The organism is Pseudomonas sp. NFACC41-3 (assembly GCF_900109505.1).
Taxonomy (GTDB): domain Bacteria; phylum Pseudomonadota; class Gammaproteobacteria; order Pseudomonadales; family Pseudomonadaceae; genus Aquipseudomonas; species Aquipseudomonas chlororaphis.
On the sequence record NZ_FOAE01000002.1, the window covers coordinates 502,868 to 527,852 of the forward strand.

23 protein-coding genes and 1 pseudogene are annotated in these 24,985 nt (G+C 62.3%); 10 read left to right on the forward strand and 14 right to left on the reverse strand.

Annotated elements, in window-relative coordinates; translation table 11 throughout:
• The first annotated feature begins 11 nt into the window (after nt 1-11).
• The 9 genes from BMY68_RS11695 to BMY68_RS11735 are packed head-to-tail and all read left to right on the forward strand — an operon-like array spanning nt 12 to nt 9,147.
• Entirely contained in the window at nt 12-1,331 is a 1,320-nt protein-coding gene (locus tag BMY68_RS11695; protein WP_009045267.1) for an ATPase AAA, read from the forward strand.
• Nucleotides 1,332-1,347: 16 nt separating this feature from the next.
• Entirely contained in the window at nt 1,348-2,154 is an 807-nt protein-coding gene (gene cpaB, locus BMY68_RS11700; protein ID WP_009045266.1) for a Flp pilus assembly protein CpaB, read from the forward strand.
• Between the two features lie 37 nt (nt 2,155-2,191).
• Nucleotides 2,192-3,529, forward strand: coding sequence for a TadE/TadG family type IV pilus assembly protein (locus tag BMY68_RS11705; protein WP_085532068.1), 1,338 nt, complete (start codon nt 2,192-2,194; stop codon nt 3,527-3,529).
• 8 nt (nt 3,530-3,537) lie between these two features.
• Nucleotides 3,538-4,008 (forward strand): TadE/TadG family type IV pilus assembly protein, encoded by a 471-nt coding sequence (locus tag BMY68_RS11710; RefSeq protein ID WP_009045264.1) that lies wholly within the window; start codon nt 3,538-3,540, stop codon nt 4,006-4,008.
• A complete protein-coding gene (locus tag BMY68_RS11715) occupies nt 4,008-4,511 on the forward strand; it encodes a TadE/TadG family type IV pilus assembly protein (protein ID WP_085532066.1) in 504 nt (167 codons plus the stop codon). Before BMY68_RS11710 ends, BMY68_RS11715 begins: the two co-directional genes overlap by 1 nt.
• Nucleotides 4,505-5,722, forward strand: coding sequence for an AAA family ATPase (locus BMY68_RS11720; RefSeq protein ID WP_009045262.1), 1,218 nt, complete (start codon nt 4,505-4,507; stop codon nt 5,720-5,722). Before BMY68_RS11715 ends, BMY68_RS11720 begins: the two co-directional genes overlap by 7 nt.
• A gap of 3 nt (nt 5,723-5,725) precedes the next feature.
• A complete protein-coding gene (locus tag BMY68_RS11725; RefSeq protein ID WP_009045261.1) occupies nt 5,726-7,159 on the forward strand; it encodes a TadA family conjugal transfer-associated ATPase in 1,434 nt (477 codons plus the stop codon).
• A 2-nt stretch (nt 7,160-7,161) separates the two neighbouring features.
• Nucleotides 7,162-8,148 carry a type II secretion system F family protein gene (locus BMY68_RS11730; RefSeq protein ID WP_009045260.1) on the forward strand — a complete coding sequence of 329 codons (987 nt, stop codon included), beginning with the start codon at nt 7,162-7,164 and terminating at the stop codon, nt 8,146-8,148.
• Between the two features lie 27 nt (nt 8,149-8,175).
• Nucleotides 8,176-9,147, forward strand: coding sequence for a type II secretion system F family protein (locus tag BMY68_RS11735; RefSeq protein WP_009045259.1), 972 nt, complete (start codon nt 8,176-8,178; stop codon nt 9,145-9,147).
• A 74-nt stretch (nt 9,148-9,221) separates the two neighbouring features.
• On the opposite strand, the gene BMY68_RS11740 is transcribed toward BMY68_RS11735, so the two are convergent.
• The 3 genes from BMY68_RS11740 to BMY68_RS11750 all read right to left on the reverse strand — a co-directional run bounded on the left by BMY68_RS11740 (nt 9,222) and on the right by BMY68_RS11750 (nt 11,574).
• Nucleotides 9,222-9,494: a DUF3613 domain-containing protein gene (locus BMY68_RS11740; protein WP_009045258.1), complete on the reverse strand. Its 273-nt coding sequence runs from the start codon at nt 9,492-9,494 to the stop codon at nt 9,222-9,224.
• A 2-nt stretch (nt 9,495-9,496) separates the two neighbouring features.
• Nucleotides 9,497-10,219: a tetratricopeptide repeat protein gene (locus tag BMY68_RS11745; protein WP_085532064.1), complete on the reverse strand. Its 723-nt coding sequence runs from the start codon at nt 10,217-10,219 to the stop codon at nt 9,497-9,499.
• A 107-nt stretch (nt 10,220-10,326) separates the two neighbouring features.
• Nucleotides 10,327-11,574, reverse strand: coding sequence for a type II and III secretion system protein family protein (locus tag BMY68_RS11750; RefSeq protein ID WP_009045256.1), 1,248 nt, complete (start codon nt 11,572-11,574; stop codon nt 10,327-10,329).
• A gap of 514 nt (nt 11,575-12,088) precedes the next feature.
• On the opposite strand from BMY68_RS11750, the gene nadA reads away from it, so the two are divergent.
• On the forward strand, nt 12,089-13,147 hold the full coding sequence (nadA, locus tag BMY68_RS11755) for a quinolinate synthase NadA (protein ID WP_007931079.1): 1,059 nt from the start codon (nt 12,089-12,091) through the stop codon (nt 13,145-13,147).
• A gap of 62 nt (nt 13,148-13,209) precedes the next feature.
• On the opposite strand, the gene BMY68_RS11760 is transcribed toward nadA, so the two are convergent.
• The 11 genes and pseudogenes from BMY68_RS11760 to BMY68_RS11805 form a co-directional block, all read right to left on the reverse strand.
• Nucleotides 13,210-13,698: an RDD family protein gene (locus BMY68_RS11760; RefSeq protein ID WP_009045255.1), complete on the reverse strand. Its 489-nt coding sequence runs from the start codon at nt 13,696-13,698 to the stop codon at nt 13,210-13,212.
• A gap of 97 nt (nt 13,699-13,795) precedes the next feature.
• Nucleotides 13,796-14,008, reverse strand: a complete 213-nt coding sequence (locus tag BMY68_RS11765; RefSeq protein WP_007931076.1) for a cold-shock protein — start codon at nt 14,006-14,008, stop codon at nt 13,796-13,798.
• A 393-nt stretch (nt 14,009-14,401) separates the two neighbouring features.
• Nucleotides 14,402-15,526: a glycine cleavage system aminomethyltransferase GcvT gene (gene gcvT, locus BMY68_RS11770; RefSeq protein ID WP_009045254.1), complete on the reverse strand. Its 1,125-nt coding sequence runs from the start codon at nt 15,524-15,526 to the stop codon at nt 14,402-14,404.
• 39 nt (nt 15,527-15,565) lie between these two features.
• On the reverse strand, nt 15,566-16,942 hold the full coding sequence (locus BMY68_RS11775; protein ID WP_085532062.1) for an L-serine ammonia-lyase: 1,377 nt from the start codon (nt 16,940-16,942) through the stop codon (nt 15,566-15,568).
• Between the two features lie 199 nt (nt 16,943-17,141).
• Nucleotides 17,142-20,000 (reverse strand): aminomethyl-transferring glycine dehydrogenase, encoded by a 2,859-nt coding sequence (gcvP, locus tag BMY68_RS11780; RefSeq protein WP_085532060.1) that lies wholly within the window; start codon nt 19,998-20,000, stop codon nt 17,142-17,144.
• A gap of 9 nt (nt 20,001-20,009) precedes the next feature.
• Entirely contained in the window at nt 20,010-20,393 is a 384-nt protein-coding gene (gcvH, locus tag BMY68_RS11785) for a glycine cleavage system protein GcvH (RefSeq protein WP_009045251.1), read from the reverse strand.
• Nucleotides 20,394-20,826: 433 nt separating this feature from the next.
• Nucleotides 20,827-22,335, reverse strand: coding sequence for a sigma-54-dependent transcriptional regulator (locus tag BMY68_RS11790; RefSeq protein WP_009045250.1), 1,509 nt, complete (start codon nt 22,333-22,335; stop codon nt 20,827-20,829).
• Between the two features lie 77 nt (nt 22,336-22,412).
• A pseudogene (locus tag BMY68_RS30110) lies at nt 22,413-22,502 on the reverse strand (outer membrane lipoprotein carrier protein LolA); the annotation flags it as partial.
• A gap of 31 nt (nt 22,503-22,533) precedes the next feature.
• Nucleotides 22,534-22,896 carry a DUF5064 family protein gene (locus tag BMY68_RS11795; RefSeq protein ID WP_009045249.1) on the reverse strand — a complete coding sequence of 121 codons (363 nt, stop codon included), beginning with the start codon at nt 22,894-22,896 and terminating at the stop codon, nt 22,534-22,536.
• Nucleotides 22,897-22,958: 62 nt separating this feature from the next.
• Nucleotides 22,959-23,888, reverse strand: coding sequence for a carbamate kinase (arcC, locus tag BMY68_RS11800; protein WP_085532058.1), 930 nt, complete (start codon nt 23,886-23,888; stop codon nt 22,959-22,961).
• A gap of 64 nt (nt 23,889-23,952) precedes the next feature.
• The gene (locus BMY68_RS11805; RefSeq protein ID WP_085532056.1) at nt 23,953-24,963 is read right to left on the reverse strand and encodes an ornithine carbamoyltransferase; all 1,011 of its coding nucleotides are present in this window, start codon (nt 24,961-24,963) and stop codon (nt 23,953-23,955) included.
• Between the last annotated feature and the right edge of the window lie 22 nt (nt 24,964-24,985).

The window sequence follows — 24,985 nt, forward strand, 5'->3', positions numbered from 1 at the left end:
AGGAGAACGTTATGTACGCCATCAGTAACAGCCGTCCGACCGGCAATGACCGGGAAGCAGTGCAGCGACTGGCTCCACAGCCACGCACGATCCTCGAGACCGGGCTGGCCGACAATTTCCTCGGAGACCTGGTCTGCAAGCATTTGCACGATGCGGGTGTACTGGACATGCCTCGACTGGTAGAGCGCCTGGCGCTGACGGGGGCGGTGGTTGAAGAAGTCCTGACCTTCCTGCGTCAGGATCACCGGGTCGAGATCCTTGGCCAAGCCGGTGGCCAGGGCTTGCGCTACGGGCTGACCGAGCGCGGCCGCAATGCTGCCCGCGATGCCTTGTCGCGCAGTGGTTATATCGGCGCGGCGCCCTTTCCGGTGAGCGCCTATCGCTCGCTGCTCAAGGTACAGACCATTCACCATGGCCGTATCAGCGCCCGGGACATGCAGGCTTCCTTCGGCTCCATGGTGCTGGCGCAGAACATGCTCGATCAGTTGGGCGTGGCCCTGAATTCCGGGCGCGCCATCATGATTTACGGGCCGGCGGGGACGGGCAAGACCTATGTCAGCAGTCGCTTGATCCGGCTGTTTTCCGAGTCCGTCTGGGTGCCCCATGCGATTGCGATCAACGATGCGGTGATCGAGATCTACGACCCCCAGGTACACCGGCGCCTGGATGTCGGCGATCCGCAGAACAGCCTGATGCTCAATGAGGGGATCGACCGCCGGCTCCTGTGCTGTGAACGGCCGATCGTCATCACCGGCGGCGAGCTGACCATGGAACAGCTGGATATCCGCTACGACCCCTTCACTCGCCAGTACCAGGCACCGTTGCAGCTCAAGGCCAGCAATGGCCTGTTCGTCATCGACGACATGGGGCGCCAGCGCATGGCGCCCGCGGAATTGCTCAATCGCTGGATCGTACCGATGGAGGAGAAACGCGACTTCCTCAACCTCGGCGGCGGGCGGCACTGCGAGCTGCCGTTCGACCTGATCCTGGTGTTTTCCACCAACCTGAACCCGTTGGAACTGGCCGACGAGGCGTTCCTGCGGCGGATTGGCTACAAGCTGCAGTTCGGCTACCTCAAGCCCGAGGAGTACGAACGTATCTGGATTCAAGAGACAGAGCGCCTGAACATCCAATACGACCCGCTGCTGTTGCGCTACGTCCTGGATGAACTCTATGGCGCTGAAAACATGCCGCTGGTGCCTTGTCACCCACGGGATCTCTTGAGCATGGCGCTCGATCGCCAGCGTTATGTGGGCGCCAGCGGACCCCTGTCAACCCTGGAACTGGAGTGGGCATGGCACAGCTACTTCGTCCAGCTCGACTTTCTTTGAGTAAGGAGATTTCGACATGAGTTCTCGTACTTTCACTCTGGTGACCCTGTCCGTGGTTCTGGGCCTGGGCGCGGCATGGATGGCCAACACCTGGCTCAATGCACGGCTCAACGCCACCCCCGACGATAACCAGCAGAACGTGGTGGTGGCGACCGTGGAAATCGCTTTCGGGCAAATGGTCGAGCCACAGCAGGTCGCGCTGGTCCGTATGCCCAAGGAAACGGTGCCCGAGGATGCTTTCGACGCGACCGAGAAGGTGGTGGGCAAGATCGCCACCTTCTCCATGCTGCGCGGCGACATCCTGCGCGGTGCGCGTCTGGCCGAACACCTGGGCGGCAGCACCCTGGCGTCGCTGATCGAGCCCACCAAGCGTGCGATCTCGGTCCGGGTGGACGACGTGGTCGGCGTGGGTGGCTTCCTGTTGCCGGGTAACCGGGTCGATGTGCTGGCTACCCGGCAGACCGGCAATACCGGCGATGCCGAATCCAAGACCATCCTGGAAGACCTGCGGGTGCTGGCGGTGGACCAGACGGCCAGTACCGACAAGACCCAACCGGTGGTCGTGCGCGCCGTGACCCTGGAAATGACCCCCCAGCAGGCCGAGGAACTGGTCAAGGGGATGGCGGCCGGCAAGCTGCAACTGGCCCTGCGCAATCCGCTGGACAACCAGAAGCAACCGGCGATGGTCGAGCCGGTCGCCATGATCCAGGAAGTGCCTGCCCCGCCAGTGGTTCGGCCGATTGTCCGGCGTCGTCCCAGCGGCGATAGCGGGATCACGGTGATCCGCGGGATCGAGGTCAACGTTGTGAAGTCCCAGCTGTAAATGATCGGGTACGACATAGACGAACAATGAGGGCTTGATGATGAGTGCGCGTATCCAACAGCCATTGAGTGCATTTCCACGGCAGCAGCGCGGCGCAATGCTTGTACTGGTGGTGATTGCCCTGGCCGCGATGCTGCTAATGGGGGCCCTGGCGTTGGATGGCGGCCATATGCTGGTGAACAAGTCCCGCCTGCAAAATGCAGTGGATGCCGCGGCGCTGAGCGGTGCCAAGACCCTCAGTACGGTAATGGGTACTATGGGAGCCGCCAGCCTGGCGCAGAGCGCTGCGCTCAATACCCTGACCCTGAATGCCAATGCCAGCGGCAATCAGGAGCTGGCCACCGCCATCGCCAACAATGTCGGCGGCTTTGCCACGGTGGAGTTGGCGTCCACTGTCTATGGGCCTTTCTCTTTCCCGGGGCCGGCCAATGCGAGTTACGTGCGGGTGACGGTCACCAACTATTCCCTGGCCGGATTCTTCTGGGGCGTCTTTCAGACCCTGGGCAATGGCGTCGGTAACAAGTTTGTGAGCGCGGTCGCTACCGCCGGACCCAGCCCCGCCAGCCCTTGCGACCTCACGCCGCTGATGGTGTGCGGCGACCCGACGAAAAACAACCCGTCCACCGGGATGTTCTGGGGGTTCCAGTTCGGCGATCCGCAGGTATTGAAAACCGCCGCAGGCAACAGCTCGCCGATTGGCCCCGGCAACTTCCAATTGCTCGATTTCGGCTCCGGCGGCAGCACGGTCAGGCAGGGCTTGGCTGGCGGTATCAGCCAGTGCAACAGCGTCGGTTCGAATGTCCAGACCAAGCCGGGGAATACCGTGGGGCCAGCCTCGCAGGGCCTCAATACACGCTTCAACGAGTATTCCGGCGGTCTCAAGGCGGCGGACTATCCACCGGACCTGGTGATCACCACCAACCCCAAGTCGTTCACTTACGACGATGCGCTCGCACAGATTCAGTACAACAATCAGGCGGTTACCTCCAGCAGCGGCAATTTGTCCGCGGCTGGCAGCGCCTTGTACGACTACAACGACTGGGTGCAGGACTCCGCCAACTGCGTTGCCGGTGGCGGTGGTGGCTGCCAGAGCGGTGGGTCGTTCGAACGGCGGATCATCAAGATCGTGATCGGTGACTGTTCGGGCAAGAACGATGGGTCGTCCTCGATACCGGTGTTGGGTTTCGGCTGCTACTTCGTCCTGCAACCGGCGTCGCAAAAGGGCAATGAGTCGCAGATATTCGGTCAGTTCGAGAGTGTGTGCGAAGGCGACAACGTGCCGGGTCCCAACCCGGCCAATACCACCGGGCCGCAGATTATCCAGCTGTACAAGACCTATATCGACAACAGCCAGACGCCAAGTACCGATTCTTAGGAGGCTTTATGGGACGCAGAGGATTCAGGTCGCCGCGCAACCAGGGCGGCTTGGCGATGGTGGAGCTGGTATTGACGTTGCCGCTGCTGCTGTTGCTGATGCTGACCTTCGCCGAGTTCGGCCGCATGTTGTTCCAGTACAACAGCCTGATGCAGGCCAGTCGCGATGCCGGGCGTTATGTCGCTGACAAGGCGTGGAACTCCACCCTCGGCAAGCTCGACCTGAGCGGCACGCTGCAGACCCAGGCCAAGAACGTCGCTGTCTATGGCGTGCCCGCCAACCCCAATGGCTACCCGGCGGTGGTGTCGGGGCTGACGCCGGCGAATGTCACGGTCAGCGCGGTGGGGGCCGAGCATGTCCAGGTCAGCATTACCTACACCTATGTGCCGGTGATCGGCAGTGCCTTGCCCGTCTTGTATGGCAGCAACGTGCCGCTGGGCCTGGCCTTGACTTCCACTGTCGTCATGAGGGCTTTGTGATGAACGTCAAAGGTATGCGTGGGCTGTACACCGTCGAGTTCGCGATCACCAGCCTGGTGCTGTTCACCGTGCTGTTCGGTGTGCTGGAAATGGGCCGGCTGTATTTCACGGTCAATGCCCTGAATGAAACCGTGCGCCGCGGCGCCCGTCTGGCGGCGGTATGCGACATCAACGATCCGGTGATTCTGCGTCGGGCGATGTTCAACGCTTCCACCGACGGCGGCCCGAGCAGCCTGCTCAATAACCTGACGGCCGCCAACCTGAACCTGGTTTATCTGGACACCAACGGCGCAGTCGTCACCAGCCCCAACGATCTGAGCGGCACCGGCGGCTTTGTCGCCATTCGTTATGTCCAGCTACAGGTATCCAATTTCAGTTTCAATCTGCTGATTCCTGGGTTCAACGGGGTGTTTGTCTTACCGGTATTCAGGTCGACCGTGCCACGTGAAAGCCTCGGTCGGCAGCCCCAGGCAGCAGTCACACCGGAGATCACACCATGTTGAGTACCCGAGAAGCGCCCGTTGTCGCTGCTACTGAAAAGCAAGGCAAGCGCCTGCTGATCAGTGGGCGCGACGCGACCACCTTGAATCATCTGAAAGCGTTGAGCCAAGGGCTGCCGAACCTGCAGGTAACCACTCGCCTGGTGAGCAACGGTCATACCGATCCGCTGTATGGGCTGGAGCAGATGCCCGACTTCCTGCTGTTGCGCGTCAGCCACCTGTGGCGCGAAGAGCTGGCGGCCTTGTTGCAGCATCCGCTCAAGGAGCGCCCACCGCTATTGGTCTGCGGCCCGCTGGATGAGCGCGAGGGCATGCGCCTGGCGATGCAGGCCGGCGCCCGGGACTTTCTTCCCGAGCCGGTAGCGGCAGAAGAGTTGCAGGCGGCCATCGGCCGTATGCTCATGGAGGCCAATGCGGAGCAGGGGACCGGTGGCAAGCTGATTGCGGTGATGAACGCCAAAGGCGGTTCGGGAGCCTCGATGCTGGCTTGCAACCTGGCGCATCAGCTCTCCACCCGCGGTGGCAGGACCCTGCTGCTGGACCTGGACCTGCAGTTCGGCAGCGTGGCGCATTGCCTGGATGTGGTGCCTACCCACAGCCATGTGGATGTGCTGAAGCAGGTCGAGTCCCTGGACAGCATCGCCTTGCGTGGCTATTGCAACCACTTCAGCCCGACCCTGCATGTGCTGGGCGGGCGTACCGGGGAGCTGTGCCTGACGCAGGATGTGCACCTGGACCAGCTGGAAAAACTGTTGCGCCTGGCCCGTGGGACCTACGACTGGGTTGTGGTGGATCTGCCACGACAGATCGATCACCTCACCGGCGTCACGCTCGAACAGGCCGATCGCATCTACGTCGTGTTGCAGCAGAGCCTGAGCCACCTGAAGGACGGCACCCGCCTGACCCGCATCCTGCGCGACGACCTGAATGTGCAGAGCAACCGGATACAGGTGGTGGTCAACCGCTACAACAAGGCCTCGCCGGTGAGCCTCAAGGATATTGCCGATGCCCTGCGCTGTACGACCCTGCAAGCCGTGCCCAATGACTATGCGGTGGTCAGCGAGAGTCAGAACACCGGTGTGCCGCTCGAGCTGCATGCGCCACGTTCCGGGGTGACCCTGGCCCTGCGTGAGGTGACCCAGAACCTGATCGGAATCGAGGTCGCCGAGAAGAGTTTGTTCAAACGTACCTTCAATCGTCTGTTCGGAGGCTAGGCCATGCTCAGCGACTTTCGTAATCGCCTGCGTCAGCAACCCGGTAGACAGGCACCGGCAGAAACCCAGGACGCGTCCCTCGACGGCAAAGAGTGCGCCAGCGTGCTCATGGCCTGGGAGGCCAGTGTGCCGGACCTGATCTATGAAACCAGGACCAAGCTCGGCCCGATAGAGATCGAATGGCGGGAAAAGATCTACCAGCAATTGCTCAAGGTCATGGACCTGTCGCTCCTCGATTCCCTGGAGCCGGCCGAGGCCGGGCGGCAGATCCGCGACATCTGCCAGCGCCTGCTCGACGAGCATTCGGCGCCGGTCAATTCCAGCAGCCGTCAGTTGATCCTCAAGCAGATCGCCGACGAGGTGCTTGGCCTCGGACCTTTGGAGCCGCTGCTGAACGATGCGAGTGTGTCCGACATCCTGGTCAACGGTCATGCCTCGGTATACGTCGAGCGCTTCGGCAAGCTGCAAAGAACGGATGTGCGTTTTCGCGACGACCAGCACCTGCTGAATATCATCGATCGCATCGTTTCCAGCCTGGGGCGGCGCATCGATGAGTCCTCGCCGCTGGTGGACGCTCGCCTGAAGGACGGTTCGCGGGTCAACGCCATCATTCCACCGCTGGCCATCGACGGGCCGAGCATGTCGATCCGCCGCTTCGCCGTGGATTTGCTCAACACCGAGAGCCTGGTGCAGATGGGTACCCTGACCCCGGGCATCGCCCTGATGCTCAAGGCCATCGTCCGCGGCCGGCTGAATGTCCTGATCTCCGGAGGCACCGGCAGTGGCAAGACCACCATGCTCAACGTGTTGTCCAGTTTCATTCCGCACAACGAGCGGATCGTGACCATCGAAGACTCGGCCGAGCTGCAACTGCAGCAGCCCCATGTGGTACGCCTGGAAACCCGTCCGTCGAACATCGAGGGCCGTGGCGAGGTGGGCCAGCGGGAGCTGGTGCGCAACAGCCTGCGTATGCGCCCGGACCGCATCGTCATCGGTGAGGTGCGTGGCGCCGAGGCGCTGGACATGTTGACGGCGATGAATACCGGCCACGACGGCTCGCTGACCACCATCCACGCCAACACCGCCCGCGATGCCCTGGGACGGATCGAGAACATGGTGTCGATGACCGGGGCGACCTTTCCGATCAAGGCCTTGCGTCAGCAGATCGCTTCGGCCATCGGTGTGGTCATCCAGCTGGAGCGGCAGGAGGACGGCACGCGGCGGCTGGTCAGCGTGCAGGAAATCAACGGCATGGAAGGGGAAATCATCACCATGACCGAGATCTTCTCTTTCGTGCGCAGTGGTCTGGGCGAGAAAGGCGAGGTCCTGGGCGAATTCCGCCCCACCGGCATGGTTCCGGCGTTTCGCGATGTGCTGGCCAAACGGGGCATCGAGCTGCCGCTCAGCCTGTTCCGGCCAGACTGGATGGAGGGCTAGTCATGCATCAGATCCCCAGCGAGTTCATCCTGGCGTTTCTCGGCATGGTATTCACCGCCATATTCCTGCTCAGCCAGAGCGTGGCGGTGCCGGTGTTCGGCGAGGCCGGCAAGGTGCGCAAGCGTATCCGCAGTCGCCTCGACCTGCTGGAACGGGCCAGTAACCTGGAGAACATGCAGTCGGTACTGCGCCAGAAATACCTGCGTCGCCTGTCCCCGCTGGAGGCGCGCCTGGAGCAGTTGCCGTCGATGGAGGCCCTGGCGCAGATGATCGAGCAGGCTGGGCATGAGTACCGCGCCTATCGGGTGCTGATGCTCAGCCTGGTCCTGATGATGGTGGCAGGCATGGGGACGTGGCTGTTCACGCAGTTGTGGTGGGCGGCGCTCCCGGCTGCTGCTATGGCCTTCTGGCTACCGGTGTTGAAAATCTCCCGGGACCGCAACAAACGCTTTGCCCTGTTCGAGGAGCAGTTGCCGGATGCCCTGGATGCCATGTGCCGGGCGCTGCGTGCCGGACATCCGTTCAACGAAACCCTGCAGTTGGTGGCCGAGGAGCACAAAGGGCCGGTTGCCCACGAATTCGGCCTGACCTTTGCCGACATCAACTACGGCAACGATGTGCGTCGGGCCATGCTTGGCCTGCTGGAACGCATGCCGAGCATGACCGTGATGATGCTGGTGACCACTGTGCTGATCCATCGCGAGACGGGCGGCAACCTGACCGAGGTACTGGATCGTTTGAGCAGCCTGATTCGCGGCCGCTTCCGCTTTCAGCGCAAGGTCAAGACGCTCTCGGCCGAAGGGCGCATGTCGGGCTGGATCCTGGTGGCGATGCCTTTTGTACTGGCGGCGGGGATTGTGCTTTCGAGCCCGACCTATCTGCCTCTGCTCATCAATGAGCCTCTGGGACAGAAGATGGTGCTTGGCGCGTTTGTGGCAATGCTGGTGGGAATCTTCTGGATACGCAAGATCATCCGGATCCAGGTGTGAGCACAATCACTCGTAGGGGGTGAGGTCATGGAGTATCTGCTGAGTCTGATCAAAAGTGTGGTCGGTAGCGAGCAACTGGCGCGCCTGCTGTTCGCCGGGGCCATCGGCCTGAGCGTGGTGCTGGCCGTGGCGACCCTGGTATTGCTGGTGCAGGGGCTGCAGGACCCGGTGCACCGCCGTCTTCTGCTGATCAAGCGCGGTCATGGTGGCGATGGTCACCGGCAGCAGGGCGCGCCGAGCAACCTGCAATTGATGCTGGAGCAGGTCGGCCAGCGTTTTGCCTCCGGTGAACGGGAGCAGGCCTCGGCGACCCGGACCTTGCTGATCCACGCGGGCTTTCGCTCCCCGGCCGCTGTCCAGATGTACTGGGCGGTGCGCCTGCTGACACCGTTGGCATTGGTGGCGCTGGCAGTCCTGGCGCTGCCGCTGATACCGAAGGTATCGCTGCTTCTGGGGATGGGGCTGGTGATCCTGGCGTTGGGGGTAGGCTGGCTGGTACCGGCCATCTATGTCGACAGCCGCAGGAACGCGCGGATGACCCGTTTGCTCGTCGCCTTTCCGGATGCGCTGGACTTGATGGTGGTCTGCGTGGAGTCAGGCCTTGCCTTGCCCCAGGCGATCGAGCGGGTATCGGAGGAGATAGCGGTCAGCCAGCCTGAGCTGGCCATGGAGCTGGCACTGGTCAACTCCGAGGTCCGGGCCGGGATTCCCAGTACCGAAGCGCTCAAGCATCTGGCCGAGCGTACCGGGCTGGAGGACATTCGCGGGTTGGTGAGTCTGCTGGCGCAGAGCATTCGCTTCGGGACCAGTGTGGGGACGACCCTGCGTGTCTATGCCGAGGAGTTTCGTGACCGGCGCACCCAGCAGGCCGAAGAGAAAGCCGCGAAAATCGGCACCAAGCTGGTGTTTCCGCTGATCTTCTGCCTGTGGCCAAGCTTCTTTCTGGTAGCCATAGGGCCGGCGATCATCGGCGTCTTCAAAGTATTCGGGAAGTTATGAAAGAGGGGAGGGGCAAGGGCCATCGGCATGGATGGCATTGCCCCCTCTGAACTGAACGCCATCGCGACTTGCTGTCACTTCGAACCACCTGACCCACCCGAACCCACGTACTCCTTGTAGTACTCGGGGATCGGGTGTTTGTAGTTGTCCAGCCAACGCTGCAGGGCCAGTTCCCGTTCGCTGGGCGAGGCGTTCTGTGGGATGGGCGACTTGACCTGGTTACGACTCTGCAGCAGCAGCCAGGTTTCGGTCGACTGCTGTGACCGGGAGGCCGGGCCGGGTTCGATAGCCTGGGTCACCAGCGGAAGAAGCAAGAGTCCCAGGCAGCTAAGCGTTTGGTATTTCATCACTACCTCTGCGTTATTGGTTGATTGACACTCGATGGCGACGAATCCGTAGCAGTGACTGCCTGATCCTTAGCTGACTTCTTCGTCGCGTTCCTGAGTTTTTCGGCCCGCTCCTTGGCACTGGTGACTTGTTCGGGTTTCAGGCCGGCACGATTGACCAGGTCCGAGGCCTGTTTCCAGTTGCCTTGATAAATCAGCAAGGTCACCAGGTTGAGGGTTGCCAGCTGGTTGTCCTGTTTCAGCTCCATGGCCGTGAGGAACTCAAAGCGGGCCTGGTTGGTATTCCCCTGGTTGAGGTAGACCACCCCCAGATCGTTGCGGATTTTCTCGTCGGTCGGAGACAGGCGTGCCGCTCGCGTCAGATGTTCCAGGGCCAGCTTGTTATCGTTGCGTGACGCTGCCAGTTGGCCCAGGCCATGCTCGCCTTCGGCGGCCAAGCAGGTGCTGAGCAGGCTGCGGTACAGCGGCTCGGCCTCGCTTTGACCGAGCTGGCGATAGATCTTGGCCTTGCGCATGCGAACCTGTGCCAGGTCATCCGGCAGGCGTTGCAGATTGGCCAGACCGGCATGCAGCTTGCCTTCGCCGATCATGTCGTCGGCCAGGCTCAGCGACAGTTCCTGATCCGAATCCAGCTTGCTGCAGGCCTGCTTCGACCAGCTACCGCCGCCATTCGTGGCGCAGCCGCTGAGCATGAGCAGCCCTAACGCCGCAATGACTACTTTCATTTTTCCCTCCTGGAACAATCCGATTGTCGAGGAATGGCTAACACCGGACTTGCCGAGTCCGGTGTCATTGAGCCTGAGTGTGGCGAGCAACGAACCAGGTCCCTGGTTCATTGCGAAAGCCCGCTGGCGGCCTGGTCAAAATTGCCGTTTTCCAGGAAGTACAGACGGAACCAGTTCGGGTCGTAGTTGCGCAGTGGCTCGCCAGGCAGTACTGGCAGCTTGGCATTGACCGCCAGCGGTTGCACCAGATGCGGAGTGACGATCATCAGCAGTTCTTTCTCTTCGCGCCTGATCGAAGAATCACGGAAAAATGCCCCCAGGATCGGGATCTCTCCCAGGCCGGGGAACTTGCTCACGGCCGTGCTATTGGTGGTGCTGATCAGGCCGCTGATCACGAAACTCTCGCCGTCGGCCAGGGAGATGCTGGTGTCGGTGCGACGCACAACCAGGGCTGGCACCGAGATATCGTTGACGGTAATCCCGTTGGTGAAGTCCAACTCGCTGACTTCCGGGGCGACCTTCAAGGCGATGCGGTTATTTCCGACGATTGTGGGGGTCAGGGTCAGGCGAATACCGAATTCCTTGTACTGGATGGTAATACTGTCGCTGCCGCTGCTGGGGACCGGGATCGGCACTTCACCACCGGCCAGGAAGCTTGCGCTCTGTCCGCTCAGTGCCACCAGGCTCGGACGCGCCAGGGTATAGGCAAACCCACTGCCTTCCAGGGCGTTGATCAGCCCAAGGACGTTACCGCCGCCAATGCCGATATTAAACATGCCGTTGTTGAGCGGTATGTTCGGTCTGAGGCCACCGATATTGCCGGGCGTCACCGTCGTCCCCAACGGGGCGGTGCCCGGGGAGCTGAACAGGAAGTTACCGCTCTTGCCGAAGATCGAGGTGCCGGCCTCTTTCAGCTTGGTGCGGCTGACTTCGACAAAGCGGATATCGGTTTGCACCTGGCTGGGCAGAGACGGATCTTCGGAGGGGGGCAATAGCGAACTCACCATTGAATGCGGGCCTTTGCCCTGGACGAACACCATGCTCTGGCGAGGTTCCTTGTCGCATGCCGTCCAGACCATCAGGCTGGTTGCACCGGGCGCGATGCCGGTCAGCAGGTATGAATCTCGCCCATTGAGATACACATCGGCAATTTTCGGGTCGCCCACGGCCAGTCGGGTAATGGCGACGGGGGAGTGCATTATCGTCTGCTGACCCTCTCCCACTTCCACCGTCGACGGCAGTGGCTGCAATCCAGCGCAGTTATTTGACGCCGCCATGGCCATTCCTGTGGGAAGACCAGCGACAATCAATGTCCACGCCACTCTCCTGAGCACCTGTACACAATCACTGTTCATGCACTGCATCCTTGTTTGGGCTGGGGGAAACCGCCAGGGCCGGTCAGCAGGGATCATTTCTCCGTCATCTGAACCAGAGCCCACCAAGTGTTGCTGCAACCAACCAGCAGTTAGCTGTTTCTGTAACTGACGTTAGCGCAGAAAGGTAAAATTGCTATGAAGTGTAAAAAAACGCTTGGTCGATCGAGGGGATTCACCGCCAGGCCGAGACTCGCCTGCATGCAATGCGCATAAATGGTGCAAGTGCGCGTTGCGCGTCACTGAACCGTTTGCGCTGTTGAGGCTGCAATTGGCAGGCTTTCATGACCTTGACCGATGCCTGCTCCATGCCGGGGCGAGCCGTGTGACACAGGTCAGAATCATCTTTTACATCAAGGGGATATTCTGTAGCCTTGCGCAGTTTCAACGCTGCACCTACCTGATGAATACTCACTCTCCCGGCGGTACCCTCAATGGGTCCGGAGCCGGGTGTATACTCGACTTTCGCGCATAAGCGCCCGCAGGTCTTGCGATCATGACGCACATTTCCGAACGCCTTCTGGTTCAGGCCCACCTTGACGCCAAACAGCCCAAGCCGCTGACGGCCGCCGAGGAAGCCCATTACCGTGCCGCGATTGCTGCCGAGCTCAAGGCTCAGGACGCCGTGCTGGTGGCTCACTTCTACTGTGATCCGGTGATTCAGGCCCTGGCCGAAGAGACCGGCGGCTGTGTGTCCGACTCCCTGGAAATGGCCCGTTTCGGCAACGCTCACCCGGCCAAGACCGTGGTGGTTGCCGGTGTCAGGTTCATGGGCGAGACGGCGAAGATCCTCAACCCCGAAAAGCGGGTGCTGATGCCTACCCTGGAAGCCACCTGCTCCCTCGACCTGGGGTGCCCGGTGGAAGAGTTCTCGGCGTTCTGCGACCAGCATCCGGAACGCACCGTGGTGGTCTATGCCAACACGTCGGCGGCGGTCAAAGCCCGCGCCGACTGGGTGGTGACCTCCAGTTGCGCCCTGGAAATCGTCGAAAGCCTGATGGATAACGGCGAAACCATCATCTGGGGGCCGGACAAGCATCTGGGCACCTACATCCAGCGCCAGACCGGTGCCGATATGCTGCTGTGGGACGGTGCCTGCATCGTCCACGAAGAGTTCAAGTCCAAGCAGTTGGAGGATATGAAGGCGCTGTATCCCGATGCGGCCATTCTGGTGCACCCTGAGTCGCCGACGTCGGTGATCGAGCTGGCCGATGCGGTGGGTTCCACCAGCCAGCTGATTGCCGCCGCGCAACGCTTGCCGAACAAGACGCTGATCGTGGCGACCGACCGCGGCATCTTCTACAAGATGCAGCAGCTGTGCCCGGACAAGGTGTTCATCGAGGCGCCAACGGCCGGCAACGGCGCGGCTTGCCGCAGCTGCGCCCACTGCCCGTGGATGGCCATGAACACTCTGGAGCGCACCTTGCAGAGCCTGCGTGAGGGCAGCAACGAGATATTCGTCGACCCGGCGTTGATTCCCCAGGCCATTCGTCCGCTCAAGCGCATGCTGGATTTCACTCAGGCGGCGCGGATGAAGCTGGCGGGCAATGCCTGATCGCCTTCGATAAGCGCACAGAAAAACGCCCCGAGATTCGGGGCGTTTTTCTGTGCGGCGGATTATTTTTTCTGCTTGGGAATGCGCACGATCTGGCTGGAAGAGTAGATGTCGTGCCAACTGCGCTTCTGCTTGTCTACCAGGATCCAGATGAAACCCAGCCCGGCGCACAGCCAGGAAGCGATCGAGACCATGAAGCGCAGGAGGGCCTGCCACAGGCTGATGCGGCTGCCGTCGGCGTTCTGCACGCGAATGCCCCAGACCTGCATGCCCAGGGTCTGGCCGGAATGGGTCCAGAACTTGGCGAAGAAGGCGAACAGCACGAACAGCAGGACGGTGGAGTAGAGGGGATCGCCGTCCAGGGCGCCGGATTCGGTCAGGGTGCGCATCCGGGTTTCACCGAGGATCTGCAGCTGGATGAACTTGTAGATACCGCCCGTGACGATCAGCAGTGCGGTGCACAGCAGGAAATCGTAGAACATCGCTGCCAGACGACGGCCCAGGCCAGCGGCGGGGAAATCGCCCTGGGGGGTTAGCAGGTGCTTTGGCATCACAGGCCTCTCGATCGAAGAAAGAAGCCATTTTACGGAATTGCGCGTACAAAAAAGCCCCTGATGTCAGCATCAGGGGCTTTTTCGTTACAGACGATCAGCCTTCGGCTTGAACTTCGTCAGCCTGCATGCCTTTTTGGCCCTGCACAGCGATGAAGGTCACTTTCTGGCCTTCTTTCAGGCTCTTGAAGCCGTTGCCCTGAATAGCGCGGAAATGCACGAACAGATCCGGACCGCTTTCTGGAGTGATAAAACCAAAACCTTTCTCGTCGTTAAACCACTTGACGGTACCGCTCTGACGTTGGGACATTTCTTATTTCCTTTGACGCTAAAAAATTAATGACAGTCTCTTTCTCATGAAGGAGTACTGGGCTGGGTTGCAGGAAAGTAAGAGACGTCGAACGGGTTGTAGCAAACTTGTTAGCTACTGCCCAGGTCACGATTCCAAGCGACCCATGCAAACACAGTGGGGAAACTCTACGCCAACTATGGGAGAAAAAACAAGCCCTGCGAAACCCCGGTTTTCCTCAGCTTGGTGGCTGTTTGCCGGAACTAGGCATCTGGGCTTATTCGATAGGGTCGTTCAATTGTTTTCAACTGTTATAAGGCAAGTTCAATATCGAAAATATGCACTATTTTATGGCGGTTGCGTTACAGATTAGTGCACTTTTAACGCAACCGCGTTACTTATAGAAACAGTTGATCAACCGCGATAGTAGCGTTGTGCAACGAATGGCATTTTGCTTACAAGCATTGGCACCTTTTTCCCACGAACAATTGCCCAAACTGGCGTATCGAGTGCGACATAAGCGCTATCGATGTAACCCATGGCCAACGGACCACCCAGGGTCGGGCCAAAACCGCCGCTGCAGACACTACCGATCACCTCGCCCGCTTCGTTGACGATCTCCGCACCTTCGCGCACCGGTGTGCGTTCCTGGGGCAGCAGGCCGACGCGTTTGCGGCTCACGCCATTGAGCTGTTGGGCGAATACCTGTTCCGCGCCAGGGAAGCCGCCAGCCCGCGCGCCATCGGCGCGCCGTGGCTTGGAGATGGCCCACAGCAGGCTGGCTTCGATCGGCGTGGTCTGGCTGTTCATGTCATGGCCATACAGGCACAGGCCGGCTTCCAGGCGCAGCGAATCCCGGGCACCGAGGCCGATGGCGGCCACTTCCGGTTCGGCCAGCAGGGCACGGGCCAGGGTTTCGGCGTCGGCCGCCGGTACCGAGATTTCGAAACCGTCTTCGCCGGTGTAGCCCGAACGGCTGACAAAGCAGTCCACGCCCAGCAGCTTCACGCGGGTGAACTGCATGAAGGTCATCTTCGCCACTTCCGGCGCCAGGCGCGCCAGCACGGTGACGGCCGCCGGGCCTTGCAGGGCGAGCAGGGCGCGCTCCTCGAACAGCGGCTCGATGCTGCACAAATGGCCGATGTGCTGGCGCAGATGGGCCAGGTCCTGGTCCTTGCAGGCGGCGTTGACCACCAGGAACAGTTCGTCGTTGCCCAGGTTGGCGACCATCAGGTCGTCGAGGATGCCGCCGTTTTCATTGGTGAACATGGCGTAGCGCTGCATGCCCACGGGCAGGTCGATGATGTCCACCGGCACCAGGGTTTCCAGGGCCTGGGCGGCATTGGCGCCGGTCAGGCGGATCTGGCCCATGTGCGAGACGTCGAACAGGCCGGCCTGCTCGCGGGTGTGCTGGTGTTCTTTCATCACGCCCAGCGGGTATTGCACGGGCATGTCGTAACCGGCGAACGGCACCATGCGCGCGCCGAGTTCGAGGTGCAGCGAATGCAGCGGGGTCTTCAACAGTGTTTCGGTGGACATGTTCAGCTCCTGGGTAAACGTGAGACGTATGTGCCTGCATCAGCACTCGATGATGTTGACGGCCAAACCGCCGCGGGCGGTTTCCTTGTATTTGCTTTTCATGTCGGCGCCGGTCTGGCGCATGGTGCGGATCACCTTGTCGAGGGAGACGAAATGTTGCCCGTCGCCACGCAAGGCCATGCGCACGGCGTTGATCGCCTTGACCGAACCCATGGCGTTGCGCTCGATGCAGGGCACCTGCACCAGGCCGCCGATCGGGTCGCAGGTCAGGCCGAGGTTATGTTCCATGCCGATCTCGGCGGCGTTTTCCACTTGTTGCACCGTACCGCCGAGCACTTCGCACAAAGCCCCGGCCGCCATCGAGCAGGCCACGCCGACCTCGCCCTGGCAGCCGACTTCGGCGCCGGAGATGGAGGCGTTTTCCTTGTAGAGAATGCCGATGGCGGCGGCGGTCAGCAGGAAACGCACCACCCCGTCTTCATTGGCGCCGGGGATGAAGCGCATGTAGTAGTGCAGCACCGCCGGGATGATGCCGGCGGCGCCATTGGTGGGGGCGGTGACGACGCGCCCGCCGTTGGCGTTTTCTTCGTTGACCGCCAGGGCGTACAGGTTGACCCAGTCCAGTACCGACAAGGCGTCGCGCAGGGCCGCCTCGGGGTGCTTGCACAGCTGGCGGTGGAGGGCGGCGGCGCGGCGCTTGACCTTCAGGCCACCCGGCAGGATCCCTTCGTTGCGGCAGCCGGCATCCACGCAGTCCTGCATCACTTGCCAGATCTTCAGCAGGCCGGCACGGGTTTCCGCTTCCGGTCGCCAGGCACTTTCGTTGGTCAGCATCACCTGGCTGATCGACAGGCCATAGGTGGTGCAATGGCCGAGCAAGTCCTTGGCGCTCTTGAAGGGGAAGGTCAGCTTGGTGGTGTCTTCGACGATGCGGTCGGCACCGGCGGCGTCCTCGTCGACCACGAAGCCGCCGCCCACCGAGTAGTACTCGCGGCTGCGGATCTGCAATCCGGCGGCATCGAAGGCGCGGAAGATCATGCCGTTGGGGTGGTAGGCCAGGGGCTTGCGGATCATGGCCAGGTGTTCTTTCTCGTTGAACGCGATGAGGTGTTCGCCGAGCAGGTTCAAGCGTCCGCTGCTGCGTATTTCCTGCAGGCGAGCGGCGATGTTTTCGGTATTCACGGTATCCGGGTGTTCACCTTCCAGGCCCAGGAGTACGGCCTTGTCGCTGCCGTGGCCCTTGCCGGTGGCGCCGAGCGAGCCGTACAGCTCGACCTTGACGCAGGTGGTGGCGTCCAGCAGTCCGTCGCGCCGCAGGCCTTCGACGAAGCGCGCGGCCGCGCGCATCGGGCCAACGGTGTGGGAGCTGGAGGGGCCGATGCCAATCTTGAACAGGTCGAACACGCTCAAGGACATGTTGGTTCTCCGGTTTCTTATTGTGTTGATCGGCACGCATTTTTTGTAGGAGCGAGCTTGCTCGCGATGAACCTGAGGGCACCGGGTTGTTCCGGTGCTCCGCGTTATCGTTCACGAGCATCGCGAGCAAGCTCGCTCCTACAGGTATACGCAGTATCTGTAGGAGCGAGGCTTGCCCGCGATGGACGGCGATGCCGTCTTAGGCGTCCTGATAACTTTCGATCGACGGGCAGGCGCACACCAGGTTGCGGTCGCCGAACACGTTGTCGACGCGGCCGACCGGAGGCCAGTACTTGCCTTCGATCAGCGAGGCCACCGGGTACACCGCCTGTTCACGGCTGTAGGGGTGCGACCACTCGCCAACGATTTCCGCTGCGGTGTGCGGGGCGTTTTTCAGCGGGTTGTCGTCCTTGTCCAGGCTGCCGTTTTCCACCGCGCGGATTTCTTCGCGGATGCGGATCATGGCGTCGCAGAAGCGGTCCAGTTCTTCCTTGGATTCGCTTTCGGTCGGCTCGATCATCAGGGTGCCAGCCACCGGGAACGACATGGTCGGGGCGTGGAAGCCGAAGTCGATCAGGCGCTTGGCAACGTCGTCGACGCTGATGCCGCTGCTGTCCTTGAGCGGACGCAGGTCAAGGATGCACTCGTGGGCCACCAGGCCGTTGCTGCCGGTGTAGAGCACTGGATAGTGCTCTTCCAGGCGACGGGAGATGTAGTTGGCATTGAGGATCGCCAGCTGCGAGGCACGCTTGAGGCCTTCGCCGCCCATCATGCGGATGTACATCCAGGTGATCGGCAGAATGCTCGCGCTGCCGAACGGCGCGGCGCAGACCGCGCCTTCCTTGCGTTCCATGGCCGCGTGGCCAGGCAGGAACGGCGCCAGGTGCGACTTGACGCCGATCGGGCCGACGCCCGGGCCGCCACCGCCGTGGGGAATGCAGAAGGTCTTGTGCAGGTTCAGGTGCGACACGTCGCCGCCGAACTTGCCCGGGGCGCAGAGGCCGACCATGGCGTTCATGTTGGCGCCGTCGATGTACACCTGGCCGCCGTTGTCATGGATGATGCCGCAGATTTCGCGGATGCCTTCCTCGAACACGCCATGGGTCGACGGGTAGGTGATCATCAGCGCGGCGAGGTGCTCGCGGTGCTCGATGGCCTTGGCCCGCAGGTCTTCGATATCGACGTTGCCACGGGCGTCGCAGGCGGTGACCACCACGCGCATGCCGGCCATGTTGGCGGTGGCCGGGTTGGTGCCGTGGGCGGACGAAGGGATCAGGCAGATGTCGCGACGGTCGTCGCCACGGCTCTGGTGATAGGCACGAATGGCCAAGAGGCCTGCGTATTCGCCCTGGGAGCCGGCGTTCGGCTGCAGGGACACCGCGTCGTAGCCGGTGGCGGCGCAGAGCATGGCTTCCAGTTCGGACGTCAGTTGCTGGTAGCCGGCGCTTTGCTCGGCCGGGGCGAACGGGTGCAGGGCACCGAATTCGGCCCAGGTGATCGGGATCATTTCGCTGGCGGCGTTGAGCTTCATGGTGCACGAACCCAGCGGGATCATGGTGCGGTCCAGGGCCAGATCCTTGTCCGCCAGCTTGCGCAGGTAGCGCATCAGCTCGGTTTCCGAGTGATAGCGGTTGAACACCGGGTGGCTGAGGATCGCCGACTGACGCACCAGCGCCGCCGGGATACGGCTCTGTACCGTACTGGCCAGCGCGGCGAAGTCCGGCAGCGCCTGGCCGTCGGCCAGCAGGCTCCACAGGGCTTGTACATCGGCCTGGCCGGTGGTTTCGTCCAGCGACAGACCCAGGCGCTCGGCGTCGATCACCCGCAGGTTGATGCGCTGGGCGCGGGCCTTGTCGTGCAGCGCCGCGGTGCGTGCGCCGGTGTGCAGGGTCAGGGTGTCGAAGAAGTTTTCCTGCTCGACCTTGATCCCCAGCTTGCTCAGGCCCTGGGCCAGGATCGCGGTCAGCTGGTGGATGCGCCGGGCAATCCGGCTCAGGCCTTGGGGGCCGTGGTACACGGCGTACATGCTGGCGATATTGGCCAGCAGCACCTGGGCGGTGCAGATGTTGCTGGTGGCTTTCTCGCGACGGATATGTTGCTCGCGGGTCTGCATGGCCAGGCGCAGCGCCGGCTTGCCGAAACGGTCCACGGACACCCCGACCAGACGGCCCGGCATGTCGCGCTTGAACGCGTCCTTGGTGGAGAAGTAGGCCGCATGCGGGCCACCGAAGCCCAGCGGCACACCGAAGCGCTGGGCGCTGCCGATGGCCACGTCGGCGCCGAATTCACCCGGCGGGGTCAGCACGGTCAGCGCCAGCAGGTCGGCGGCGACCGCCACCAGGGCGTTGGCGGCGTGGAAGCGCTCGGTCAGCTCGCGGTAGTCGAACAGGTCGCCGTTGCTCGCCGGGTATTGCAGCAGGGCGCCGAAGAACGGGCTGACGTCGGTCAGCTTGCGCTCGTCGCCGACCACCACGTCGATGCCCAGCGGCTCGGCACGGGTGCGCAGTACGTCAAGGGTCTGCGGGTGGCAGTGGCTGGAGGCGAAGAAGGCGTGGCTGCCCTTGTTCTTGCTCAGGCGCTTGCAGAAGGTCATGGCTTCGGCGGCGGCGGTGGCTTCGTCGAGCAGGGAGGCGTTGGCGATCGGCAGGCCGGTGAGGTCGCTGATCAGGGTCTGGAAGTTCAGCAGCGCTTCCAGGCGGCCCTGGGAGATTTCCGGCTGGTACGGGGTGTAGGCGGTGTACCAGGCCGGGTTTTCCAGGAGGTTGCGCAGGATCGGCGACGGCGTGTGGCAGTTGTAGTAGCCCTGGCCGATGTAGGTCTTGAACAGCTGGTTCTTGGCGGCGATGGCCTTGATCGAGGCCAGTGCGTCGGCTTCGCTCTGTCCGGCGGGCAGGTCGAGGACGCTGGTGCCCTTGATGCTGTCGGGGATCACGCTGGCGCTCAGGGCTTCCAGGGAGTCGAAGCCCAGGCTGTTGAGCATGGCTTGCTCGTCGCCTTGGCGCGGGCCGATGTGGCGCGCGATGAATTCGTTGGCGGTGCTCAGGTTGACTTGAGTCATGGCGGTTCCTCAGGCGTCGGCGTTGGCTTTGATCAGGCGGTCGTAGGCGTCCTGATCCAGCAGTTGGCCGACAGCGGCGGCGTTCGCGGGAATGAAGCGGAAGAACCAGCCTTCGCCCAGCGGGTCTTCGTTGACCAGCTCGGGGCTGGTTTCCAGGGCCGGGTTGGTTTCCACCACTTCCCCGTCCAGGGGCATGTACACGCCGCTGGCGGCTTTTACCGATTCCACGGTGGCGGCTTCGGCGCCCTTGTCGTAGGCCTGCAGTTCCGGCAATTGCACGAACACCACATCGCCCAGGGCGTTTTGCGCGAAAGCCGTGATGCCGACGGTAACGCTGCCATCGGCTTCGGTACGCAGCCATTCGTGATCTTCAGTAAAACGCAACTCGCTCATGGAAACTCCTCAAGGGGCCAGATTCGTCTGGTGGACGCGATTGAATGCTCGTGCAGGGCCGAGCGGAATGGATAAGCCCTTAGCAAAAATGCGGCCAATGTTTTTTAGTTGTTATTAATCAATGAGTTATATGTTCTTGGTGGTGGTCGGAAGCTAACGGCTGTAGCGAAAACGCTACAGCTGGAGGGCCAGGAAAAAGCCTATGGGGATCAAAGCCTTGCGTAGCGCCGATTACAACTGGTTGTAGCGATATCGTTCCGCTGTAGCGCTTTCAGTACAGGTGGAGGTCGCTTTCAGATGCGGCTACGCCACCTGTAGCCACTGCCGCGGGCTGCGATAAGGCCGAAGGCCTCGGCGATCTTGAGATCTTGCGCTCCCTGCGGGAGCGATCGCAGCCTGCGGCAGCGGCTACAACATCAAGAGCCGCGGCGGCTCAGGGCTTGTTGGGGATGCCGTATTTGCGCAGGCGATGGGCGATGGCGGTGTGGGAGGTCTGCAGGCGGCTGGCCAGTTGGCGGGTCGAGGGGTAGTTGACGTACAGGCCTTCGAGCAGCGCCTTCTCGAACTCCTCGACGGCCTGTTCCAGGCTTTCGACTTCGGTGTCGTTCTGGCGCGCCACCGAGGTGCCGGCGATATCCAGGTCGCCGATGTCCACCAGGCTGCTTTCGCAGATCGCCGCCGCGCGGAAGATCACGTTCTGCAACTGGCGCACGTTGCCGGGCCAGCGGTTGCCCAGCAGCGCCGGATAGGTGCCGGGCGCCAGGCGGCAGACCGGGCGCTGGATCTGCGCGCAGGCTTGCTGCATGAAGTAGCGTGCCAGCAACAGGATGTCCTGGCCGCGCTCGCGCAGGGGCGGCACTTCCACATTCAGCACGTTGAGGCGATAGAACAGGTCTTCGCGAAAGCTGCCCTCGGCGACCATCTTTTCCAGGTCGCGATGGGTGGCGCTGAGGATCCGCACATTGACCTTGACCTCACGGTCGCCGCCCACCCGGCGAAAGCTGCCGTCGTTGAGAAAGCGCAGCAGCTTGGCCTGCAAGTAGGGCGACATTTCGCCGATCTCGTCGAGAAACACCGTGCCCTGGTTGGCCAGCTCCATCAGCCCCGGCTTGCCGCCGCGCTGGGCGCCGGTGAAGGCGCCGGGGGCGTAGCCGAACAGCTCGCTTTCGGCGAGGTTCTCCGGCAGGGCGGCGCAGTTCAGCGCCAGAAACGGCGCGCCGTGCCGCGCACTGATGGCGTGACAGGCCCGCGCCACCAGCTCCTTGCCGGTACCGGTTTCGCCCTGGATCAGCAGCGGCGCATCCAGCGCGGCGACGCGCTGGGCGCGGGCCTTGAGGGTGCGGATGGCCGGGGAGTCGCCGAGCAGGGCATCGAAGCCTTCGGCATGGTCGTGGTGCAGGGCCGACAGGCGTTCGCCGATGCGATTGGGCTGATACAGGGTCAGTAGCGCGCCGGCGTCGGTGATCGGCGTGGCATCCAGCAGCAGGGTCTGGCCATTGAGGGTGATTTCCCGCAGGGGCAGGCGAAAGCCCTGTTCCAGCAGGGTTTCCAGCAGCGCCGGGTCGTCGAACAGCTCGGCCACGCTTTCCCCGGCCGGCTCGCGGCCATAGAGGGCAATCAGCGCCGGGTTGGCCAGCAGCACCTTGCCGGCGCTGTCCAGGGCCAGCACCGGGTCGGTCATCGCCGCCAGCAGGGCGTCGAGCTGCAGGTGGCGGCGCTGGCCGGGCAGGATGTCGACCACCGTCACCGCCTGCACGCCGCGCACGCTGAACAGCGCATCGCGCAGCTCTTCCAGCACTTGCGGGCTGAGGGTCGGGGCGTCGATGTAGACATTGGGCGGCACCATCTCCACCGCATCCAGGTTGAGGTTGCGCCCACCGAGCAGGGCCAGGACTTCCTGGGTGATACCGACGCGGTCGATAAAGCTGACGTGGATGCGCATGGGGCGGTCAAGGATTCTGGAAAACGGAGGGTGGCAAGTATGCCTTGGCGGACAGGGTTTGGCGAAATGCGCCGTGGCACGCATGACCTTGTAGGAGCGAGCTTGCTCGCGATGAGCCTGAGAGCGCCGCAGAGTGTCAGACACACTGCATTACCGTTGACGACCATCGCGAGCAAGCTCGCTCCTACAGGAAGAGCATCACTCTAGATGTTCGGGTTTGACTGGATCCCCGGATTTCATATTCAGCTGCACCCGCACATCCTCAAACATCGCGTCGTAATATTTATGCAGCGAGCCGATGCCGCTCAGTGCCTTGGGAATCCCATACTTCTCGGCGATTTTCGTCACGTTGCTGGCGAAGTTGTAGGCCTGATCCTTGGGCAGAAAGAACGGTTCATCGAGCTCTTTGCCCTGAATCGTTCCATGCATCTTGAACTGCATCCCTTTGCCTTCCTTGGGGTCCTGCGCGACTTCATAGTCGATACAGATGTTGTAGCTGACATCGTCCTTGGTCAGTGCGTGTCGCTCGATGTGTAAATGACCGGGTTCGAACTGGGCCATGGCTCTCTCCTTTCAAGGCATGGGGAGCGGTGCAGGCCAGCGGCCCGCACCCTGAGTTGCTCTTATCGGTAAGTGATGCCCGGCTGGGCGGTGCTGATGCGCGTACCGGCCTTGCCCTGGACGATCGCTTCGATGTCCGAGAGTGAACCGATCACCGCGACTTTTCCAGTATGGTGGGCGAACTCGCAGGCCGCCTGGACCTTCGGTCCCATGGAGCCGGCGGCGAAGCCGAGTTTTTCCATTTCGTCCGGGTGCGCCTGGGCAATGGCTTTCTGCGACGGCTTGCCCCAGTCGATAAAGGCCGCGTTGACGTCGGTGGCGATCACCAGCAGATCGGCTTCCAGCTGTTCGGCCAGCAGCGCCGAGCACAAGTCCTTGTCGATCACCGCCTCGATGCCCCGGAGCTTGCCGTCCTCGCCGTACAGGGTGGGGATGCCGCCACCACCGGCGCAGATCACGATGCTGCTCTTTTCCAGCAGCCATTTGATCGGGCGGATTTCAAAGATGCGCTTGGGTTTCGGGCTGGCCACCACGCGGCGGTATTTGTCGCCATCGGGGGCGATGGCCCAGCCTTTTTCCTTGGCCAGTTTTTCTGCTTCGTCCTTGCTGTAGACCGGGCCGATGGGCTTGCTCGGGTTCTGGAACGCCGGGTCCTTGGCGTCGACCTCGACCTGGGTCAGCAGGGTGGCGAAGGGCACTTCGAAATCCAGCAGGTTGCCCAGTTCCTGTTCGATGATGTAGCCGATCATGCCTTCGGTTTCGGCGCCGAGCACATCCAGCGGGTAAGGCGACACCGAGGTGTAGGCCGCCGCCTGCAGCGACAGCAGGCCGACCTGCGGACCATTGCCGTGGGCGATCACCAGCTGGTTGCCGGGATGGATCTTGGCGATCTGTTCGGTGGCGATGCGGATATTGGCGCGTTGATTGTCCGCGGTCATGGGTTCGCCCCGGCGGAGCAGGGCGTTGCCGCCCAGTGCGACGACGATACGCATAATGCATTCCTTCCAGAATTCGGTGATCCCGTGGGAGCAAGTCGCGCCCCCACGGACGTCGGTGTTACAGGTCGGCCAGGGTCGAGACCAGGATCGCCTTGATGGTGTGCATGCGGTTTTCCGCTTGCTCGAAGGCGATGCAGGCCGGCGACTCGAACACGTCGTCGGTCACTTCGATGCCGTTGGCCAGGTGCGGATACTGCTCGGCGATCTGCTTGCCGATCTTGGTATCGCTGTTGTGGAACGCCGGCAGGCAGTGCATGAACTTGGTCCGTGGGTTGCCGGTGGCCTTCATCAGCTCGGCGTTGACCTGGTACGGCAGCAGGTGCTGGATACGTTCGGCCCAGGCTTCCACCGGCTCGCCCATCGATACCCAGACGTCGGTGTGAATGAAGTCGACGCCCTTGACCGCGGCTTTCGGGTCTTCGGTCAGGGTGATGCGGGCACCGCTTTCTTGCGCGTACTGCTTGCAGCGGCTGACCAGGTCGTCATGGGGCCACAGGGCCTTTGGCGCGCAGATGCGCACGTCCATGCCGAGCTTGGCGCCCACCAGCAGCAGGGAGTTGCCCATGTTGTTGCGGGCATCGCCCAGGTAGGCGTAGCTGATGTCGTGGATCGGCTTGTCGGCGTGCTCACGCATGGTCAGCACGTCGGCGATCATCTGGGTCGGGTGGTATTCGTCGGTCAGGCCGTTGAACACCGGCACGCCGGCGAACTTCGCCAGTTCCTCGACGATTTCCTGCTTGAAGCCGCGGTACTCGATGGCGTCGTACATGCGCCCGAGCACGCGGGCGGTGTCCTTCATGCTTTCCTTGTGGCCGATCTGCGACGAGTTCGGGTCGATGTAGGTGACGTTGGCGCCCTGGTCATAGGCGGCGACCTCGAAGGCGCAGCGGGTACGGGTCGAGGTTTTCTCGAAGATCAGGGCGATGTTGTTGCCCTTGAGGTGCTGCTGCTCGGTGCCGGTGTATTTGGCGCGCTTGAGGTCGCGGGACAGGTCGAGCAGGTAGCGCAGCTCGCGCTCGGTGTGGTGTTCGAGGCTGAGCAGGTTACGGTTGTGGATGTTGAACGCCATGATGATTCTCCAGGGATTCTGT

Bases quoted from the DNA above. Each gene is read 5' to 3' on its own strand.
- BMY68_RS11695 (WP_009045267.1), top strand. From the start codon at position 12: ATGTACGCCATCAGTAACAGCCGTCCGACCGGCAATGACCGGGAAGCA.
- cpaB (WP_009045266.1), top strand. From the start codon at position 1,348: ATGAGTTCTCGTACTTTCACTCTGGTGACCCTGTCCGTGGTTCTGGGC.
- BMY68_RS11705 (WP_085532068.1), top strand. From the start codon at position 2,192: ATGATGAGTGCGCGTATCCAACAGCCATTGAGTGCATTTCCACGGCAG.
- BMY68_RS11710 (WP_009045264.1), top strand. From the start codon at position 3,538: ATGGGACGCAGAGGATTCAGGTCGCCGCGCAACCAGGGCGGCTTGGCG.
- BMY68_RS11715 (WP_085532066.1), top strand. From the start codon at position 4,008: ATGAACGTCAAAGGTATGCGTGGGCTGTACACCGTCGAGTTCGCGATC.
- BMY68_RS11720 (WP_009045262.1), top strand. From the start codon at position 4,505: ATGTTGAGTACCCGAGAAGCGCCCGTTGTCGCTGCTACTGAAAAGCAA.
- BMY68_RS11725 (WP_009045261.1), top strand. From the start codon at position 5,726: ATGCTCAGCGACTTTCGTAATCGCCTGCGTCAGCAACCCGGTAGACAG.
- BMY68_RS11730 (WP_009045260.1), top strand. From the start codon at position 7,162: ATGCATCAGATCCCCAGCGAGTTCATCCTGGCGTTTCTCGGCATGGTA.
- BMY68_RS11735 (WP_009045259.1), top strand. From the start codon at position 8,176: ATGGAGTATCTGCTGAGTCTGATCAAAAGTGTGGTCGGTAGCGAGCAA.
- BMY68_RS11740 (WP_009045258.1), bottom strand. From the start codon at position 9,494: ATGAAATACCAAACGCTTAGCTGCCTGGGACTCTTGCTTCTTCCGCTG.
- BMY68_RS11745 (WP_085532064.1), bottom strand. From the start codon at position 10,219: ATGAAAGTAGTCATTGCGGCGTTAGGGCTGCTCATGCTCAGCGGCTGC.
- BMY68_RS11750 (WP_009045256.1), bottom strand. From the start codon at position 11,574: ATGAACAGTGATTGTGTACAGGTGCTCAGGAGAGTGGCGTGGACATTG.
- nadA (WP_007931079.1), top strand. From the start codon at position 12,089: ATGACGCACATTTCCGAACGCCTTCTGGTTCAGGCCCACCTTGACGCC.
- BMY68_RS11760 (WP_009045255.1), bottom strand. From the start codon at position 13,698: ATGCCAAAGCACCTGCTAACCCCCCAGGGCGATTTCCCCGCCGCTGGC.
- BMY68_RS11765 (WP_007931076.1), bottom strand. From the start codon at position 14,008: ATGTCCCAACGTCAGAGCGGTACCGTCAAGTGGTTTAACGACGAGAAA.
- gcvT (WP_009045254.1), bottom strand. From the start codon at position 15,526: ATGTCCACCGAAACACTGTTGAAGACCCCGCTGCATTCGCTGCACCTC.
- BMY68_RS11775 (WP_085532062.1), bottom strand. From the start codon at position 16,942: ATGTCCTTGAGCGTGTTCGACCTGTTCAAGATTGGCATCGGCCCCTCC.
- gcvP (WP_085532060.1), bottom strand. From the start codon at position 20,000: ATGACTCAAGTCAACCTGAGCACCGCCAACGAATTCATCGCGCGCCAC.
- gcvH (WP_009045251.1), bottom strand. From the start codon at position 20,393: ATGAGCGAGTTGCGTTTTACTGAAGATCACGAATGGCTGCGTACCGAA.
- BMY68_RS11790 (WP_009045250.1), bottom strand. From the start codon at position 22,335: ATGCGCATCCACGTCAGCTTTATCGACCGCGTCGGTATCACCCAGGAA.
- BMY68_RS11795 (WP_009045249.1), bottom strand. From the start codon at position 22,896: ATGGCCCAGTTCGAACCCGGTCATTTACACATCGAGCGACACGCACTG.
- arcC (WP_085532058.1), bottom strand. From the start codon at position 23,888: ATGCGTATCGTCGTCGCACTGGGCGGCAACGCCCTGCTCCGCCGGGGC.
- BMY68_RS11805 (WP_085532056.1), bottom strand. From the start codon at position 24,963: ATGGCGTTCAACATCCACAACCGTAACCTGCTCAGCCTCGAACACCAC.